Here is a 14,954-nt window from a genome sequence, read left to right as displayed (position 1 = left end):
CCTGCTCGCGATGGTGTATCAGCTGCATCGAGTCGACTGACACACCATCGCGAGCAAGCTCGCTCCTACAGGGGTTTTGTGTTGGTCGCTGGATTTATTTCGGCATCTCGGCCTTCATTCCTTCCACGTAATAATTCATCGACGCCAGCTCCGTATTCGTCGCGCTAACCCCTGCGGGTATTTTCTCGACCCCGGCCTGGTCCTTGATCGGCCCGGTAAACGGCTGCAGCGCGCCGCTCTTGATATCGGCGATGATCTGTTCGGCTTCGGTTTTCACCGCCGCCGGCACCAGGTCGCTGATCGGCAGTTCAACGGTGCCTTCCTTCAGGCCACCCCAGTAATCCTGGGTTTTCCAGCTGTGGTCGATCACGCTTTGGGTCGCTTGCAGATAATGCGGCGCCCAGTCATTGACGATGGAGGTCAGCACCGCCTTGGGGCCGAAGTGCGCCATGTCCGAAGCGTAGCCCACGGCATATACGCCGCGCCGTTCAGCGGCCTGGATCGGCGCCGGGCTGTCAGTGTGCTGGAACACCACGTCGACGCCCTGGTCGATCAGCGCGTTGGCGGCGTCGGCTTCCTTGCCCGGATCGAACCAGGAGTTGACCCACACCACCTTGATCTCGGTGCCGGGGTTGTACTTGTTCAGGGCCAGTTGAATGGCGTTGATGTCGCGGATCACTTCCGGGATCGGAAACGAGGCGACGTAGCCGATCTTTTTGCTCCTGGTCATCTTGGCCGCGAGGAAACCGCCGACGTAGCGACCTTCATAGGTGCGCGCCAGGTAGGTGCCCAGGTTCTTGTCCTGCTTGTAGCCGGTGGCGTGTTCGAAGGTCACCTGGGGAAACTGCTTGGCGACCTTGAGTGTCGGGTTCATGTAGCCGAACGAGGTAGTGAAGATCAGGTCGTACTTGTCCTTGGCCATGTTGCGGATCACTCGCTCGGCGTCGGCGCCTTCGGCAACGTTTTCCACATAGTTGGTGGTGATCCGGTCGCCGAGTTTTTCCGCCAGCGCCTTGCGCCCCTGTTCATGCTGATACGTCCAGCCGTGGTCGCCGATCGGGCCGATATAGACGAAGCCGACTTTCAGCGGCTCGCTGGCACTGGCGGTAAGGCTGATCCCCAGACCGATGGCGGCGCACAGCAGTTTATGCAGCGGACGTATTTGCATGAATTCGAACCCCATTTTGTTGTGTGTGGTCAGGGCCAATGCAAATTGCTGACCAACAGGACAACATCGGCGTTAGACCGAGGGGAGGCCTTCGCGGGCAAGCCCGCTCCTACAAGGGTTGCGTAAATCCTGTGGGAGCGGGCTTGCCCGCAAAGAGGCCGGGAAGACCGATAAAAGTGCAGTGCCTGGCACAGCTGCCATCCACTGGTGCGCTAAGGTGAAACGAAACGTTAGCGCCGCGCCGCAGTCAGTCACCTATCGCACCTCAACGGCAAAAAGGCCCGCCATGCTCACGATTCTCAAGCAAGAAACCTTTCTGCTGCTGGCCCTGATCGCCGTCGTCGTCGCTTTCCCGCTGGAGCACTGGTTGCTGCACAGCGGCCAGGCCGTCGCACTATCTGCAGGGCTGGTGCTGATCGCGTTCATCGTCGCCGCCTCCATGCGCGTCGCCCATCAGGCCGAACTGCTTGCGGAAAAGGTCGGCGACCCCTACGGCACGATGATCCTGACCCTGGCCGCCGTGCTGGTGGAAGTAGTGATCCTGGCGATCATGATGAGCAACGAAGCCTCGGCCACCCTAGTGCGCGACACCATCTACTCAGCCGTGATGCTCGACATCAACGGCATCCTCGGCCTGGCGGCGTTGATGGGCGGGCTCAAGCACGGCGAACAGTCCTACAACGATGATTCGGCGCGCAGCTACAGCGTGATGATCCTGACCGCCATGGGCGTGTCGATGGTGGTCCCGGAGTTCATTCCCGAAGCCGACTGGAAGCTCTATTCGGCGTTCACCATTGGCGCGATGGTGGTGCTCTATACCTTGTTCCTGCGCATGCAGGTCGGGCCGCACAGTTACTTTTTCAGCTACAGCTACCCGGACAAACGCCGCAAAAAAGAACCCCTGGAGCAGGAGCCGGCACCGATCAACCTGACGTTGTCCATCGGCATCCTGGTATTCGGTGTGGTGGTGATCGGCGCCTTGGCCGAAGTGATGTCCAAGACCCTCGATCTGGGGCTGGAAGGAACGGGCGCACCACCGGTGATCACGGCGATCCTGGTGGCGGCCATTTCGGCCGCGCCAGAGATTCTGACGGCATTGCGCGCGGCGCTGGCCAACCGCATGCAGTCGGTGGTCAACATCGCCCTGGGTGCCTCACTGTCGACGGTGATCCTGACGGTGCCGGTGATGGAGGCGATGGCGCTCTACACCGGCCAGCCGTTCCAGATGGCCATGACCCCGGTGCAGACCGTGATGATCTTCATCACCCTGATCGTCAGCGCGATCAACCTCAACGATGGCGAAACCAACGCCATCGAAGGGATGACTCATTTTGTGCTGTTTGCGACGTTCATCATGTTGTCGTTGCTGGGCCTGTGATCCAACCGAAAATCAAGGTGGAAACTGGATCAATGTGGGAGCGGGCCTGCTCGCGAAGGCGGTGTGTCAGGCAATGAAATATCGACTGACACATCGTCTTCGCGAGCAAGCCCGCTCCCACATTAGATCTCCATAGGCTTAGACGCCTGCGATCAACTGCCGAGCTGCTTGAGTGTGATCAGCGATCAACCCTTTCAGATCCAGCCCTTCGACCTGCCCGTCGATCACTCGCCATTTGCCGCCGACCATCACCCGATCCGCGCGATCGGCACCGCACAACAACAGCGCCGACACCGGATCGTGACTGCCGGAGAAACGCAGTTCATCAAGCTTGAACAACGCCAGGTCCGCCTGCTTGCCCACCGCGATCTCGCCAATATCGGTCCGCCCGAGCAAACTGGCCGAGCCCTTGGTCGCCCAGCCCAGCACGCGCTCTGGAGTGATCTTCTCGGCACCGTAGCGCAGGCGCTGGATGTACAGCGCCTGACGGGTTTCGAGCATCATGTTCGACGCATCGTTGGACGCTGAACCGTCCACGCCGAGACCGAGCAATGCGCCGGCATCGGTCAGCTCGATGGTCGGGCAAATGCCGGAGGCCAGGCGCATGTTAGAGCTCGGGCAATGGCAGATGCCGGTGCCGGCCGCACCGAGGCGAGCGATCTCGTCCGGGTTGAAGTGGATGCCATGGGCCAGCCAGGTACGCGGGCCGAGCCAGCCGACACTGTCCAGGTAATCCACGGTGCGCAGACCGAAACGCTGCAGGCAGAAATCTTCTTCGTCGAGGGTTTCGGCCAGGTGCGTGTGCAGGCGCACGTCGAGTTTATTCGCCAGTTCGGCGCTGGCGGACATGATCTCCGGTGTGACGGAGAAGGGTGAGCAGGGCGCCAGGGCGATCTGGATTTGCGCGCCGTCACCACGTTCGTGGTACTCGGCGATCAGGCGCTGGCTGTCGGCCAGGATGACTTCGCCTTCCTGTACGGTTTGCTGCGGCGGCAGGCCACCGTCCTTTTCACCCAGGCTCATGGAGCCGCGCGTCAGCATGGCGCGCATGCCCAGTTCGCGCACGCTTTCGACTTGCACGTCGATCGCATTTTCCAGGCCTTGCGGGAACAGGTAATGGTGATCGGCAGCCGTGGTGCAACCGGAGAGCAGCAATTCGGCCAGTGCGACTTTGGTGGCCAGGGCGAGTTTTTCCGGCGTCAGCCGTGCCCAGACCGGATACAGGGTTTTCAGCCAGGGAAACAACGGCTGGTTGACCACTGGCGCCCAGGCGCGGGTCAGGGTTTGATAGAAGTGGTGATGGGTGTTGATCAGCCCCGGCAGAATCACATGCTCGCGGGCGTCGAACACTTCGTTGCAAGGCGTGGCAGGCTGCTGGCCGAGGCCAAGCACTTCGACGATCAAACCGTCTTGCAGCACCAGGCCGCCACGGGCATCGAGACCGTTGGCTGTGAAAATGGCGAGGGGATTTTTTAACCAGGTACGGGTCGCAGGCATGTTGGCCGGCTCCTCTGAAAGTTGGGTTCAGGGTTGCCAGCTCAGTGTTGCCCTGTCTGCTGATCCAGGGTCGCCGGGGAGGCGAGGTGCGAAGTGTCGATCAAAAGGGCTTCGCGGGCAAGTCCGGTCCGACCAGACAACGCAAAACCCCATTGGGGCGGTGTAATTACCAGGGAATGGTTTCACCCCGGTAATTGATGAAGTGATGCCCGCCCTTGCCCACATACGCATTCACCTGATCCACCAGCCCCCGCGTGCTGGTCTCTACATCGATGTCAGCACCTTCACCGCCCATGTCGGTTTTCACCCAGCCCGGATGCAGCGACAGCACGGTGAGTTTCTGTTCGCCCAGTTGAGTGACGAAGCTGTTGGTCATGGAATTGAGCGCCGCCTTGCTGGCCTTGTACAGTGCCAGTTCCGGCGCGTCGGGCATGGTCACGCTGCCCAGTACCGAGCTCATGAAGGCCAGCACGCCGCTGTCCGGACGGATTTGCCCGGCAAAACGCTGGGCCAGGTTGATCGGCGCCACGGCGTTGGTGAAGAACAGTTGGCCGACTTCGGCCAGTGTCGCGCCACCGTTGGGCGTCTGCACCTCAGGGCCTTTGACGCCGGCGTTGACGAACAGCAGGTCGAACACTTCGTCCTTCAGTTGCTGACTCAGCGTGATCACCGCTTGCTGATCGTCCATGTCGAGCTTTTCGATCCGCACATTGCCCACTGCCTTGAGGGCTTCGGCGTTTTGCGGATTGCGCACAGTGGCGGTGACTTGCCAACCGTCGGCCAGCAGGGTTTTCACCAGGCCGAGGCCAAGGCCCCGGGAGGCGCCGATGATCAGTGCAGTTCTGGACATGTGTGGCTTCCTTGAAAGTTCAGGGACGTGGGTTCCGGATCCGGCTTGACCCTGGAGCATACTCCAGGCTTTAGCCTTGTTGCTCCCTGAAATTGATGGAGCAATGTCGATGTGGACTTCAACGCAGTATCGTCAGCTGGTACGCGGCAGCGCGTGGTACGACCTGGTCGTCATGGCAGCGTTCGCCACACCCTGGAGTTTTGCCGTGGTGCATGGACTGTTGTCGAGCCTGATGCTGGTGGTTTTCCTGGTGTTTGAATTGGCGTGGGGCGTGGCTCAGGTGTTGCCTGTGCGGGACCCTTCGCGAGCAAGCCCGCTCCCACATTGGATTGGTGTGCACTCGGTCAATTGTGGGAGCGGGCTTGCTCGCGAAGAGGCCGTAACAGTCAGCGCTTAATGCCCGGCCCGCCACGGCTGCCCCAACGAAACCGGCGCATACAAACGGGTGCGCATCCGGTCCCGGGACAGCAGCACCAGCACCACGATGGTCGCCACATACGGCAGCATCGCCAGCAAACTCGACGGAATCGCCAGCCCCAGCCCCTGCGCCACCAGGTGCAGGATGCTGGCGAGCCCGAACAGGTACGCACCGAGCAGCAAACGCCATACCCGCCAACTGGCGAACACCACCAGGGCCAGGGCAATCCAGCCGCGGCCGGCGCTCATGTTTTCCGCCCACATCGGTGTGTAGGCCAGCGACAGGTACGCACCGGCCAACCCGGCCATCGCGCCGCCGAACAACACCGCCAATGCCCGCACGGCCAACACCGGCAAGCCCATGGCACTGGCGGCATCCGGGTTTTCGCCGACCGCCTGGATGATCAGCCCGACGCGGCTTTTCAGCGTCACCCAGGCCACCAGCGCAAACAGCGCGAATGACAGGTACACCAGCAGGTCCTGGGCGAACAGCATCCGCCCGATCAACGGGATCTCGCTCAAGTACGGGATCGCCAGCGGCTCGAAGCCCGCCAGCGGTTTACCCACCCACGCCGCGCCGACAAAGGTCGACAGCCCTACGCCGAAAATCGTCAGGGCCAGACCGGTGGCCACCTGGTTGGCGTTGAAGACCAGCGCCACCAGGGCAAACAACGAGGACAACAGCATCCCGGCGAGCATCGCCAGCAAGACGCCAAGCCAGAGGTTGCCGGTGCTGAACGCGATGATGAAACCGATCACCGCGCCAAACAGCATCATGCCTTCCTGGCCCAGGTTGAGTACGCCGCTTTTCTCGCACACCAGTTCGCCCAGCGCCACCAGCAGCAACGGCGTACCGCAACGAACCATGGCGTAGAAAATGTTGCTCAGCAGATCGATATCCATCACAGCGCTCCTGCTGGTACGGCGGTGGCGGGTGCACGGCGAGCCCAGTGCAGGTTCAAACGGGGTCGGTAGAGAATCAGCACATCGCAGGCGAGCAGGAAAAACAGCATCATCCCCTGGAACAATTGGGTGATCGCCTGCGGCAGGTTCAAGCTCATTTGCGCGTTCTCGCCACCGATGTACAGCAGCGCCATCAACAGGCTGGAAAACAGAATGCCAAGGGGGTTCAAGCGCCCGAGAAACGCCACGGTGATCGCCGCATAGCCGTAGCCGGGCGAAACCTGCGGGACCAATTGCCCGATCGGCCCGCTCACTTCACAGGCACCGGCCAAGCCCGCGAGGCCGCCGCTGATCAACAGTGCCAGCCAGACCAGGCGTTTTTCGCGAAAGCCGACAAAACCGGCTGCGCGCTTGTCCAGCCCAAGCACCTTGATCTGGAAGCCGAGAAAACTTTTCTGCAGCAGCACCCACACCGCCACCAAAGCGAGCAGGGCGAAATACACGCCGGCGTGAACCCGACCGTCTTCCATCAACAGCGGCAAGCGGCTGGCGTCACCGAACATCGCCGACTGCGGAAAGTTGAACCCTTCCGGATCTTTCAGCGGGCCGTGCACGCAAAACAGCAGCAGGTTCAGGGCGATGTAATTGAGCATGATGCTGGTGAGGATTTCATTGGCGTTGAAGTGCGTGCGCAACCAGGCCGTCAGCCCAGCCCATGCGGCACCGGCCAGGGTCCCGGTGAGCAGGATCAGGACCAGTGCCCAGCGACTTTGCAGCTCGATGATATTCACCGCCAAAGCACTGCCGGCCAGGGCGCCGAGCAGCAGTTGGCCTTCGGCGCCGATGTTCCAGATTCGCGCCTGGTACGCAACGGCCAGGCCCAACGCGCAGAGCAGAATCGGTAACGCTTTGACCAGCCATTCGGAGATGCCATACAGGTCGCTGATGGGCGCGATCAACAGCGTATGCAAAGTCAGCAAAGGATCGTGGCCCAAAGCGATAAACAGCAACGAGCCACAGCCCAGGGTCAGGACCGCCGCAAGCAACGGCGAGCACCACAGCATCAGGCTCGATTGCTGGCCACGGGGTTCAAGAGAAAGCAGCATGTGAAACTCCGTTAACGTATTGCGCAGGCGGGTAGGTGAGAGGTGTCGAACTGGCCGGCCATCCAGCCACCAACATCGCTCAGGCGGGTGTCGACGGTGGCCTTGAGCGGCGATAACTGTCCGCCGCACAAGGCACCGAGGCGGTCGCTGATCTGGAACAATTCGTCGAGGTCTTCGGAAATCACCAGGATCGCCGCGCCGGCATCGCGCAGGGCGATCAACGCCCGGTGAATGGTCGCGGCCGCGCCGACATCCACGCCCCAGGTCGGGTGCGCGGCCACCAGCAATTTCGGCTGTTGAAGTATTTCCCGGCCAAGGATGAATTTCTGCAGGTTACCGCCGGACAGGCTGCGGGCCGGTGCCAGGGGGCCGGCTGCCTTGACCCCGAAGCGGCGAATGATGTCTTGCGCCATTGCCAGGACCTTGGCGCGCTGAATCAGCCCCTTGCTCACCAACCCGTGCTGGAATGCAGTAAGCAGGGCGTTGTCCGCCAGGCTCAGGTCCGGTACGGCGCCATGCCCCAGGCGTTCGGCCGGGACGAAGGCCAGTCCGCGCTGGCGGCGGGCATCGGGGCGTAAATGCGCGACCGCTTCGCCGCCGAAACGGATGGTCGCAGCGTCGTTGCGGCCCAGCCGTTCTTCACCGCTGAGCAACGCCAGCAGTTCATCCTGACCATTGCCGGCGACACCGGCGATGCCGACTATCTCGCCGCTGCGCACCGCAAGGTCGATGGCCTTGAGCGAACAGCCGAACGGGTCCGGGTTGTGCCAGGACAAGCCTTGCATGTGCAAAAACACATCGCTGCCCGTCACCTTCGGGTAATCGGTGATCAACTCCGCCGCATCGCCCACCATCAGGCGCGCCAGTTGCCGATCCGAGTATTCGGCCGGCACGCAATGGCCGGCCACTCGTCCGCCGCGCAACACGGTGGCGCTGTGGCACAGCGCACGCACTTCGGCGAGTTTATGGCTGATGAACAGAATGCTGCAGCCCTCGGCAGCCAGTCGGCGCAAGGTCACGAATAAATCGTCGGCCTCCTGCGGGGTCAACACCGAGGTCGGTTCGTCGAGAATCAGCAGGCGGATGTCCTGCATCAGGCAGCGAATGATTTCCACCCGTTGCCGCTCGCCGATGGACAGGCTGTGGACAAGTCGCTGCGGCTCCAGCGCCATGCCGTAGCGCTGCGACACTTCGCTGATTTTGCGTTCAAGCTGGCTGGGCGTGCCTGCCGCCGGGCCCATGGCCAGGGCGATGTTCTGCGCCACACTCAAGGTTTCAAACAGCGAGAAGTGCTGGAACACCATGCCGATCCCCAGGTCGCGAGCCTGGGCCGGGTTGCGCAGGGTCACGGGCTGGCCATGCCAGAATATCTCGCCGGCGTCGGCATGCACGACGCCGTAGATGATCTTCATCAGGGTGCTTTTGCCTGCACCGTTTTCGCCGAGCAGGGCGTGGATTTCACCCGGGGCGATGGTCAGGTCGATGGCATCGTTGGCCAGGCAGCCGGGGTAGCGTTTACTGATTCTGCTCAGTTGGAGGCGGGGCGTTGGATCGGCGATGGGCATGACAGGCTCGGTTCGATGGAGTGCATGCCTGTGGATAAAGCAATTTTCTGGCCATCAGGTCAGGAAATTTGCCTGGGCCGCGTGCGCCAAGCCACTTTGCGCGCAGGCAGGCCGGGACGCACCGCAAACCGGGCACCACAAAAGTGCAGGGCGGTTGAGCCGGCTCCGGTTTTGCGCGTGGTCTCTTGATCAAAAAATGAGCATTCGCCGGCAAGCCATGCCGGATATGCAGCCGCGCCAGCCATGAACGGGTTATCCACAGATTGCTCCACAGTATTTGTGCGCAAGCTCAAGGGACGGGCATAAGCGTGGGGCGGCTATCTTCTAAAAGTGCTAAACCACTCTAACTAATTGTTTTTAATTGGATTTAACAATTTTATGGGCGAAATGGACGAAAAATGAGCAAAGCCCGCAAAGCCGCATGACAGAAGGGTTACAGCGTTATGTGCTCAGGTTATCCACAGTCGGGTGCACAGCAGATGTGGGCAACTATGGAATATGCAAAAAATGCGCGTGCCCCAAAAGATCGCAGCCTGCGGCAGCTCCTACAGGATGTCCGCGATCCCCTGTAGGAGCCGCCGCAGGCTGCGATCTTTTGATCTTGCTAGTGCTGCAACACAATCCGTCCACGACTCAAGTCGGCGAGTAGAGATTGCAATGTGTCGATCTGCCCGGCACCCACCGCTAATTGCAGTTCAACGCCATTGGCCGTGAAATCCTCGTGCACCACCAGCCCACCAAGTTCCGCAACCCGCAGCTTGACCAACGCCAACTCACCAAACGCACAGGCACAGCGCACCGGCACCCGACTGATCAACTCAATCTTCGGCGCCGTTTGCAGGCACTTATTGGCACCGCCGCCGTAAGCCCGGGCCAGTCCACCGGTGCCCAGTTGAATGCCGCCATACCAGCGAATCACCAGTACGACGACCTGATCACAATCCTGTGCCTCGATGGCCGCCAGGATCGGCCGCCCAGCCGTGCCGCCGGGTTCGCCATCGTCAGTGCTGCGGTATTGATCGCCGAGCTTCCACGCCCAGCAATTGTGCGTCGCGTTCGGATCGCTGTGCTGGGCAATGAAAGCCTGGGCTTCGGCGGGGCTGCCGATCGGCGCGGCGAAGGTGATGAAGCGGCTTTTGCGAATCTCTTCGCGGTATTCGCAGAAGTCGCTGAGGGTAAAAGGCATAGGGGTCTTAGAGAGAGGGTGTCAGGCCGCAGCCTTTGAGAATGATACGGATCAGGTTGTTGCCGGCGTCTTCCATGTCTTGCTTGGTCAGCTTGCTGCGCCCGCTGACCCGGCAGATCTGCGTGGCGAAGTCGGCGTAATGCTGGGTGCTGCCCCACAACAGGAAAATCAGGTGCACCGGGTCGACCGGGTCCATTTTGCCAGCGTCGATCCACGCCTGGAACACCGCGGCACGGCCCTGGAACCAGGTGCGATAGTCCTGGTTGAAATATTCGGTCAGGCATTCGCCGCCACTGATGACCTCCATGGCGAAGATTCGGGAGGCTTGCGGCTGGCGCCGGGAAAACTCCATCTTGGCGCGGATATAGCGGGTCAGGGCTTCGGCCGGGTCGTCTTGCGCAGTGAGGGTATTGAAGGTGCTGTCCCACAACTCGATGATGTTGCTCAGCACCGCCACGTACAAACCGAGTTTGTTGGTGAAGTAGTAATGGAGGTTCGCTTTCGGCAAGCCGGCATTCAGGGCGATGGTGTTCATGCTGGTGCCCTTGAACCCGTGACGGGCGAACTCGTCTTCGGCTGCTTTGATGATGGTCTCTTCGTTCTTCTGACGAATGCGGCTGGCGGGTTTGCCGCTGTGGGCTGGGACTTCAAAGGTCATAGGCACTTCCGGACAAGGGGGTGGGTGCATCCAGTGCGTTGATAGCGTAAAACCGAATACACCACAACCGGATGTTCAGCGTGTTGCGGCCAGGCTTTCGAGAAAACTTTCCAGAACCAGGTGCGGACGACGCCCCTTGCGGGTCACCGAAGCCAGGCTGAGATCATAGAATCGGCTTTTTGATTTCAATGCGCGCAACCGGCCTTGCTGCACCCAAAGGCTGGCGTAATGGTCCGGCAGGTAGCCGATGTAGCGCCCGGTCAGGATCAGGAACGCCATGCCCTCGCGGTCCGACGCGCTGGCGGTGCAGTTGAGCGCCTGATAATGCGCCTGGATATCCGCTGGCAAACGGAAGGTCGGGGCGATGGCGTCCTGGCTGTTCAAACGCCCGTCGTCCAGTTGCTTGTCATCGACATAAAACAGTGGGTGGCCAACCGCGCAGTACAGCAGCGAGCGTTCGCTATACAGCGGCTGATACTCCAGCCCCGACAGCGCACTGGCCTGCGGCACTACGCCGACATGCAGGCGCCCGTCGAGCACGCCTTGTTCCACTTCGTTGGGCGCGATCATGCGGATCTGGATCTGCACGTCCGGGCCGCGTTCCTTCAATTGCGACAGGGCGTGGGTGATGCGCATGTGGGGCAGGGTGACCAGGTTGTCGGTCAGGCCGATGGTCAATTCGCCGCGCAAGTGCTGGTGCAGGCCGTTGACCTCGGTGCGGAAACTTTCCAGGGCATTTAGCAGCTGCAACGCCGATTGATAAACCTCACGACCTTCTTCGGTCAGGGAAAAACCGGCACGGCCACGTTGGCACAGGCGCAAACCCAGGCGCTGCTCCAGATCGCTCATCTGCTGGCTGATGGCCGAGCGGCCGATACCGAGCACGCTTTCAGCCGCAGAGAAGCCGCCACTTTCGACCACGCTGCGAAAGATCCGCAGCAGGCGAATATCAAAGTCGCTGACTTGCGCCAGTGGATCGGGGCGACGGCTGGACATGCGTTTACTCGATAGTTTAGTGAGGGGCTGACTGAAGGTTAGAAAAGTTGCATTTCACCGACTTTATCCCCGTGGCAATTTAGCTGCAACAGCGGTTTCAATCCTTACGCGCTTATTGCCTTGCGAGGTTTCACCCATGAACTTGCCTGAAAACGCCCCGACATCCCTGGCCAGCCAGCTCAAGCTCGATGCTCACTGGATGCCGTACACCGCCAACCGTAACTTTCAGCGCGATCCGCGCCTGATCGTGGGTGCCGAGGGCAGCTGGCTGATCGACGACAAGGGTCGCAAGGTCTATGACTCGCTGTCGGGTCTGTGGACCTGCGGCGCAGGGCACACTCGCAAGGAAATCCAGGAAGCGGTCGCCAAGCAACTGGGCACACTCGATTACTCGCCAGGCTTCCAGTACGGTCACCCGCTGTCGTTCCAGCTGGCAGAGAAAATCACCGACCTGACCCCGGGCAACCTGAACCACGTGTTTTTCACCGACTCGGGCTCCGAGTGCGCCGACACCGCCGTGAAAATGGTGCGTGCCTACTGGCGCCTGAAAGGCCAGTCGACCAAGACCAAGATGATTGGTCGTGCCCGTGGCTACCACGGCGTGAACATCGCCGGTACCAGCCTGGGTGGCGTCAACGGCAACCGCAAGTTGTTCGGCCAGGCGATGATGGACGTCGATCACCTGCCGCACACCTTGCTGGCGAGCAATGCGTTCTCCCGTGGCATGCCGGAGCAGGGCGGTATCGCCCTGGCTGACGAACTGCTCAAGCTGATCGAGCTGCACGATGCCTCGAACATCGCGGCGGTATTCGTTGAGCCTCTGGCCGGTTCCGCTGGCGTACTGGTTCCGCCGCAGGGTTACCTGAAACGTCTGCGCGAGATCTGCGATCAGCACAACATCCTGCTGGTGTTCGACGAAGTGATCACCGGTTTCGGCCGTACCGGCAACATGTTCGGTGCCGACACCTTTGGCGTGACCCCGGACCTGATGTGCATCGCCAAGCAAGTCACCAATGGTGCGATCCCGATGGGCGCGGTCATTGCCAGCTCCGAGATCTACCAGACGTTCATGAATCAGCCGACGCCTGAATACGCGGTGGAATTCCCCCACGGCTACACCTATTCCGCACACCCGGTGGCGTGCGCCGCCGGCCTGGCAGCACTGGATCTGCTGCAGAAGGAAAACCTGGTACAGAGCGTCGCCGAAGTCGCACCGCATTTCGAAAACGCGCTGCATGGCCTCAAGGGCACCAAGAACGTCATCGACATTCGTAACTATGGCCTGGCGGGTGCGATCCAGATCGCGCCACGTGACGGCGACGCCATCGTGCGTCCGTTCGAAGCGGGCATGGCCTTGTGGAAAGCCGGGTTCTACGTGCGCTTCGGCGGCGACACCCTGCAGTTCGGCCCAACGTTCAACAGCAAGCCGCAGGACCTGGATCGTCTATTCGACGCGGTCGGCGAAGTGCTCGGCAAGATCGACTGATTTCTCCTTACATACCTACAAACAACGGGCGCGCCGATTCGGGCGCGCCTGTGGACAACTTTTCAGGAGCTTCCATGAGCGTTATTCCGCATTTGATCAATGGCGAACTGGTGACCGAGAACGGTCGCGCGGTTGATGTGTTCAACCCGTCCACCGGCCAGGCTATCCACAAGTTGCCGCTGGCGACTCGCGAAACCATCCAGAGCGCTATCGACGCGGCCAAGGCTGCATTCCCGGCCTGGCGCAATACGCCACCGGCCAAGCGTGCCCAGGTCATGTTCCGCTTCAAGCAACTGCTGGAGCAGAACGAAGGACGTATCGCCCAACTGATCAGCGAAGAACACGGCAAGACCCTGGAAGACGCCGCCGGTGAACTGAAGCGCGGTATCGAGAACGTCGAGTTCGCTTGCGCGGCGCCGGAAATCCTCAAGGGCGAATACAGCCGCAACGTCGGCCCGAACATCGATGCATGGTCCGACTTCCAGCCATTGGGCGTAGTGGCCGGTATCACTCCGTTCAACTTCCCGGCCATGGTGCCGCTGTGGATGTACCCGCTGGCCATCGTCTGCGGCAACTGCTTCATCCTCAAGCCATCCGAGCGTGATCCGAGCTCGACGCTGCTGATTGCCCAGTTGCTGCTGGAAGCCGGTTTGCCGAAAGGCGTATTGAGCGTGGTGCACGGCGACAAGACTGCGGTGGACGCGCTGATCGAAGCGCCGGAAGTCAAGGCACTGAGCTTCGTCGGTTCGACCCCGATTGCCGAGTACATCTATAGCGAAGGCACCAAGCGCGGCAAACGCGTCCAGGCCCTGGGTGGTGCGAAGAACCACGCGGTGCTGATGCCGGATGCCGATCTGGACAACGCGGTCAGCGCACTGATGGGCGCGGCTTACGGTTCCTGCGGCGAGCGCTGCATGGCAATCTCGGTAGCCGTGTGTGTCGGCGACCAGGTTGCAGATGCTCTCGTGGCCAAACTGGTTCCACAAATCCAGGCGCTGAAAATCGGTGCTGGCACTTCCTGCGGTCTGGACATGGGCCCTCTGGTCACGGGGCAAGCGCGGGACAAGGTCAGCGGTTACGTAGAAGACGGCGTAGCAGCCGGTGCGACACTGGTCGTGGACGGTCGTGGTCTGACCGTGGCCGGTCATGAGGAAGGCTTCTTCCTGGGTGGCTGCCTGTTCGACAACGTCACGCCAGAAATGCGCATCTATAAAGAAGAGATCTTCGGGCCGGTGCTGTGCGTCGTCCGTGTGAACAGCCTGGAAGAGGCGATGCAACTGATCAACGATCACGAGTACGGCAACGGCACCTGCATCTTCACCCGTGACGGGGAAGCGGCGCGCCTGTTCTGCGACGAGATCGAAGTCGGCATGGTCGGCGTTAACGTACCGTTACCGGTGCCAGTGGCCTACCACAGCTTTGGTGGCTGGAAACGTTCGCTGTTCGGCGACCTGCATGCCTACGGCCCGGATGGTGTGCGTTTCTACACCCGCCGCAAAGCCATCACCCAGCGCTGGCCGCAACGTGCGAGCCATGAAGCTTCGCAGTTCGCTTTCCCTAGTTTGTAAGTAGAAGGGTAAAGACGGCCGACCCAACGGGTCGGCCTTTTTGTTTCTGGTGCTTTTTAGCTATATGACAGTTTTGTGAAAATAGAGGTTGACGGCAGATTCTGGAAGCCTATAATTCGCCCCACTTCCGGCGCAGCCGAAACGGAAAACTCCTTGGTAAACAATGAGTTACGTAG

General features: G+C 60.9%; 13 protein-coding genes. 4 read left to right on the top strand and 9 right to left on the bottom strand.

The window, feature by feature from the left end:
* Positions 1 to 94: 94 nt before the first annotated feature.
* Positions 95 to 1,168 (bottom strand): BMP family ABC transporter substrate-binding protein, encoded by a 1,074-nt coding sequence (locus ACM6I6_RS13480; protein ID WP_414920034.1) that lies wholly within the window; start codon positions 1,166 to 1,168, stop codon positions 95 to 97.
* Positions 1,169 to 1,454: 286 nt separating this feature from the next.
* Here ACM6I6_RS13480 and ACM6I6_RS13475 point away from each other — a divergent pair, with 286 nt between their 5' ends.
* Positions 1,455 to 2,546, top strand: a complete 1,092-nt coding sequence (locus ACM6I6_RS13475) for a calcium:proton antiporter (protein ID WP_414920033.1) — start codon at positions 1,455 to 1,457, stop codon at positions 2,544 to 2,546.
* Positions 2,547 to 2,684: 138 nt separating this feature from the next.
* On the opposite strand, the gene ACM6I6_RS13470 is transcribed toward ACM6I6_RS13475, so the two are convergent.
* Both ACM6I6_RS13470 and ACM6I6_RS13465 read right to left on the bottom strand, forming a co-directional pair.
* Positions 2,685 to 4,043, bottom strand: coding sequence for an 8-oxoguanine deaminase (locus ACM6I6_RS13470; RefSeq protein WP_274077754.1), 1,359 nt, complete (start codon positions 4,041 to 4,043; stop codon positions 2,685 to 2,687).
* A 166-nt stretch (positions 4,044 to 4,209) separates the two neighbouring features.
* Entirely contained in the window at positions 4,210 to 4,893 is a 684-nt protein-coding gene (locus ACM6I6_RS13465) for an SDR family oxidoreductase (RefSeq protein ID WP_323607124.1), read from the bottom strand.
* A gap of 109 nt (positions 4,894 to 5,002) precedes the next feature.
* Here ACM6I6_RS13465 and ACM6I6_RS13460 point away from each other — a divergent pair, with 109 nt between their 5' ends.
* Positions 5,003 to 5,290: a hypothetical protein gene (locus tag ACM6I6_RS13460; RefSeq protein ID WP_414920032.1), complete on the top strand. Its 288-nt coding sequence runs from the start codon at positions 5,003 to 5,005 to the stop codon at positions 5,288 to 5,290.
* On the opposite strand, the gene ACM6I6_RS13455 is transcribed toward ACM6I6_RS13460, so the two are convergent.
* The 6 genes from ACM6I6_RS13455 to ACM6I6_RS13430 all read right to left on the bottom strand — a co-directional run bounded on the left by ACM6I6_RS13455 (position 5,287) and on the right by ACM6I6_RS13430 (position 11,724).
* The gene (locus ACM6I6_RS13455) at positions 5,287 to 6,213 is read right to left on the bottom strand and encodes an ABC transporter permease (protein WP_414920031.1); all 927 of its coding nucleotides are present in this window, start codon (positions 6,211 to 6,213) and stop codon (positions 5,287 to 5,289) included. The two genes, ACM6I6_RS13460 and ACM6I6_RS13455, sit on opposite strands and share 4 nt — an antisense overlap.
* On the bottom strand, positions 6,213 to 7,319 hold the full coding sequence (locus tag ACM6I6_RS13450; RefSeq protein WP_414920030.1) for an ABC transporter permease: 1,107 nt from the start codon (positions 7,317 to 7,319) through the stop codon (positions 6,213 to 6,215). The genes ACM6I6_RS13455 and ACM6I6_RS13450 overlap by 1 nt, the downstream gene beginning before the upstream one ends.
* Positions 7,320 to 7,330: 11 nt before the next feature.
* Positions 7,331 to 8,884, bottom strand: coding sequence for an ABC transporter ATP-binding protein (locus ACM6I6_RS13445; RefSeq protein ID WP_414920029.1), 1,554 nt, complete (start codon positions 8,882 to 8,884; stop codon positions 7,331 to 7,333).
* A gap of 604 nt (positions 8,885 to 9,488) precedes the next feature.
* Positions 9,489 to 10,070, bottom strand: a complete 582-nt coding sequence (locus tag ACM6I6_RS13440; protein WP_274077748.1) for an IMPACT family protein — start codon at positions 10,068 to 10,070, stop codon at positions 9,489 to 9,491.
* Between the two features lie 7 nt (positions 10,071 to 10,077).
* A complete protein-coding gene (locus ACM6I6_RS13435) occupies positions 10,078 to 10,728 on the bottom strand; it encodes a TetR/AcrR family transcriptional regulator (protein WP_020796325.1) in 651 nt (216 codons plus the stop codon).
* Positions 10,729 to 10,803: 75 nt separating this feature from the next.
* Positions 10,804 to 11,724 (bottom strand): LysR family transcriptional regulator, encoded by a 921-nt coding sequence (locus ACM6I6_RS13430; protein ID WP_406592985.1) that lies wholly within the window; start codon positions 11,722 to 11,724, stop codon positions 10,804 to 10,806.
* A 136-nt stretch (positions 11,725 to 11,860) separates the two neighbouring features.
* On the opposite strand from ACM6I6_RS13430, the gene ACM6I6_RS13425 reads away from it, so the two are divergent.
* Together ACM6I6_RS13425 and ACM6I6_RS13420 are read left to right on the top strand one after the other, a co-directional pair.
* Positions 11,861 to 13,210, top strand: a complete 1,350-nt coding sequence (locus tag ACM6I6_RS13425) for an aspartate aminotransferase family protein (RefSeq protein WP_274077746.1) — start codon at positions 11,861 to 11,863, stop codon at positions 13,208 to 13,210.
* A 74-nt stretch (positions 13,211 to 13,284) separates the two neighbouring features.
* Positions 13,285 to 14,778, top strand: coding sequence for a CoA-acylating methylmalonate-semialdehyde dehydrogenase (locus tag ACM6I6_RS13420; protein WP_408599677.1), 1,494 nt, complete (start codon positions 13,285 to 13,287; stop codon positions 14,776 to 14,778).
* Positions 14,779 to 14,954: the final 176 nt, after the last annotated feature.

It is taken from the genome of Pseudomonas sp. IT-P218, from assembly GCF_949767605.1.
Taxonomy (GTDB): Bacteria; Pseudomonadota; Gammaproteobacteria; order Pseudomonadales; family Pseudomonadaceae; genus Aquipseudomonas; species Aquipseudomonas putida_AE.
The sequence above is the reverse complement of the archived record's forward strand: the minus strand, read 5'-3'. Positions and strand labels throughout refer to the sequence as shown.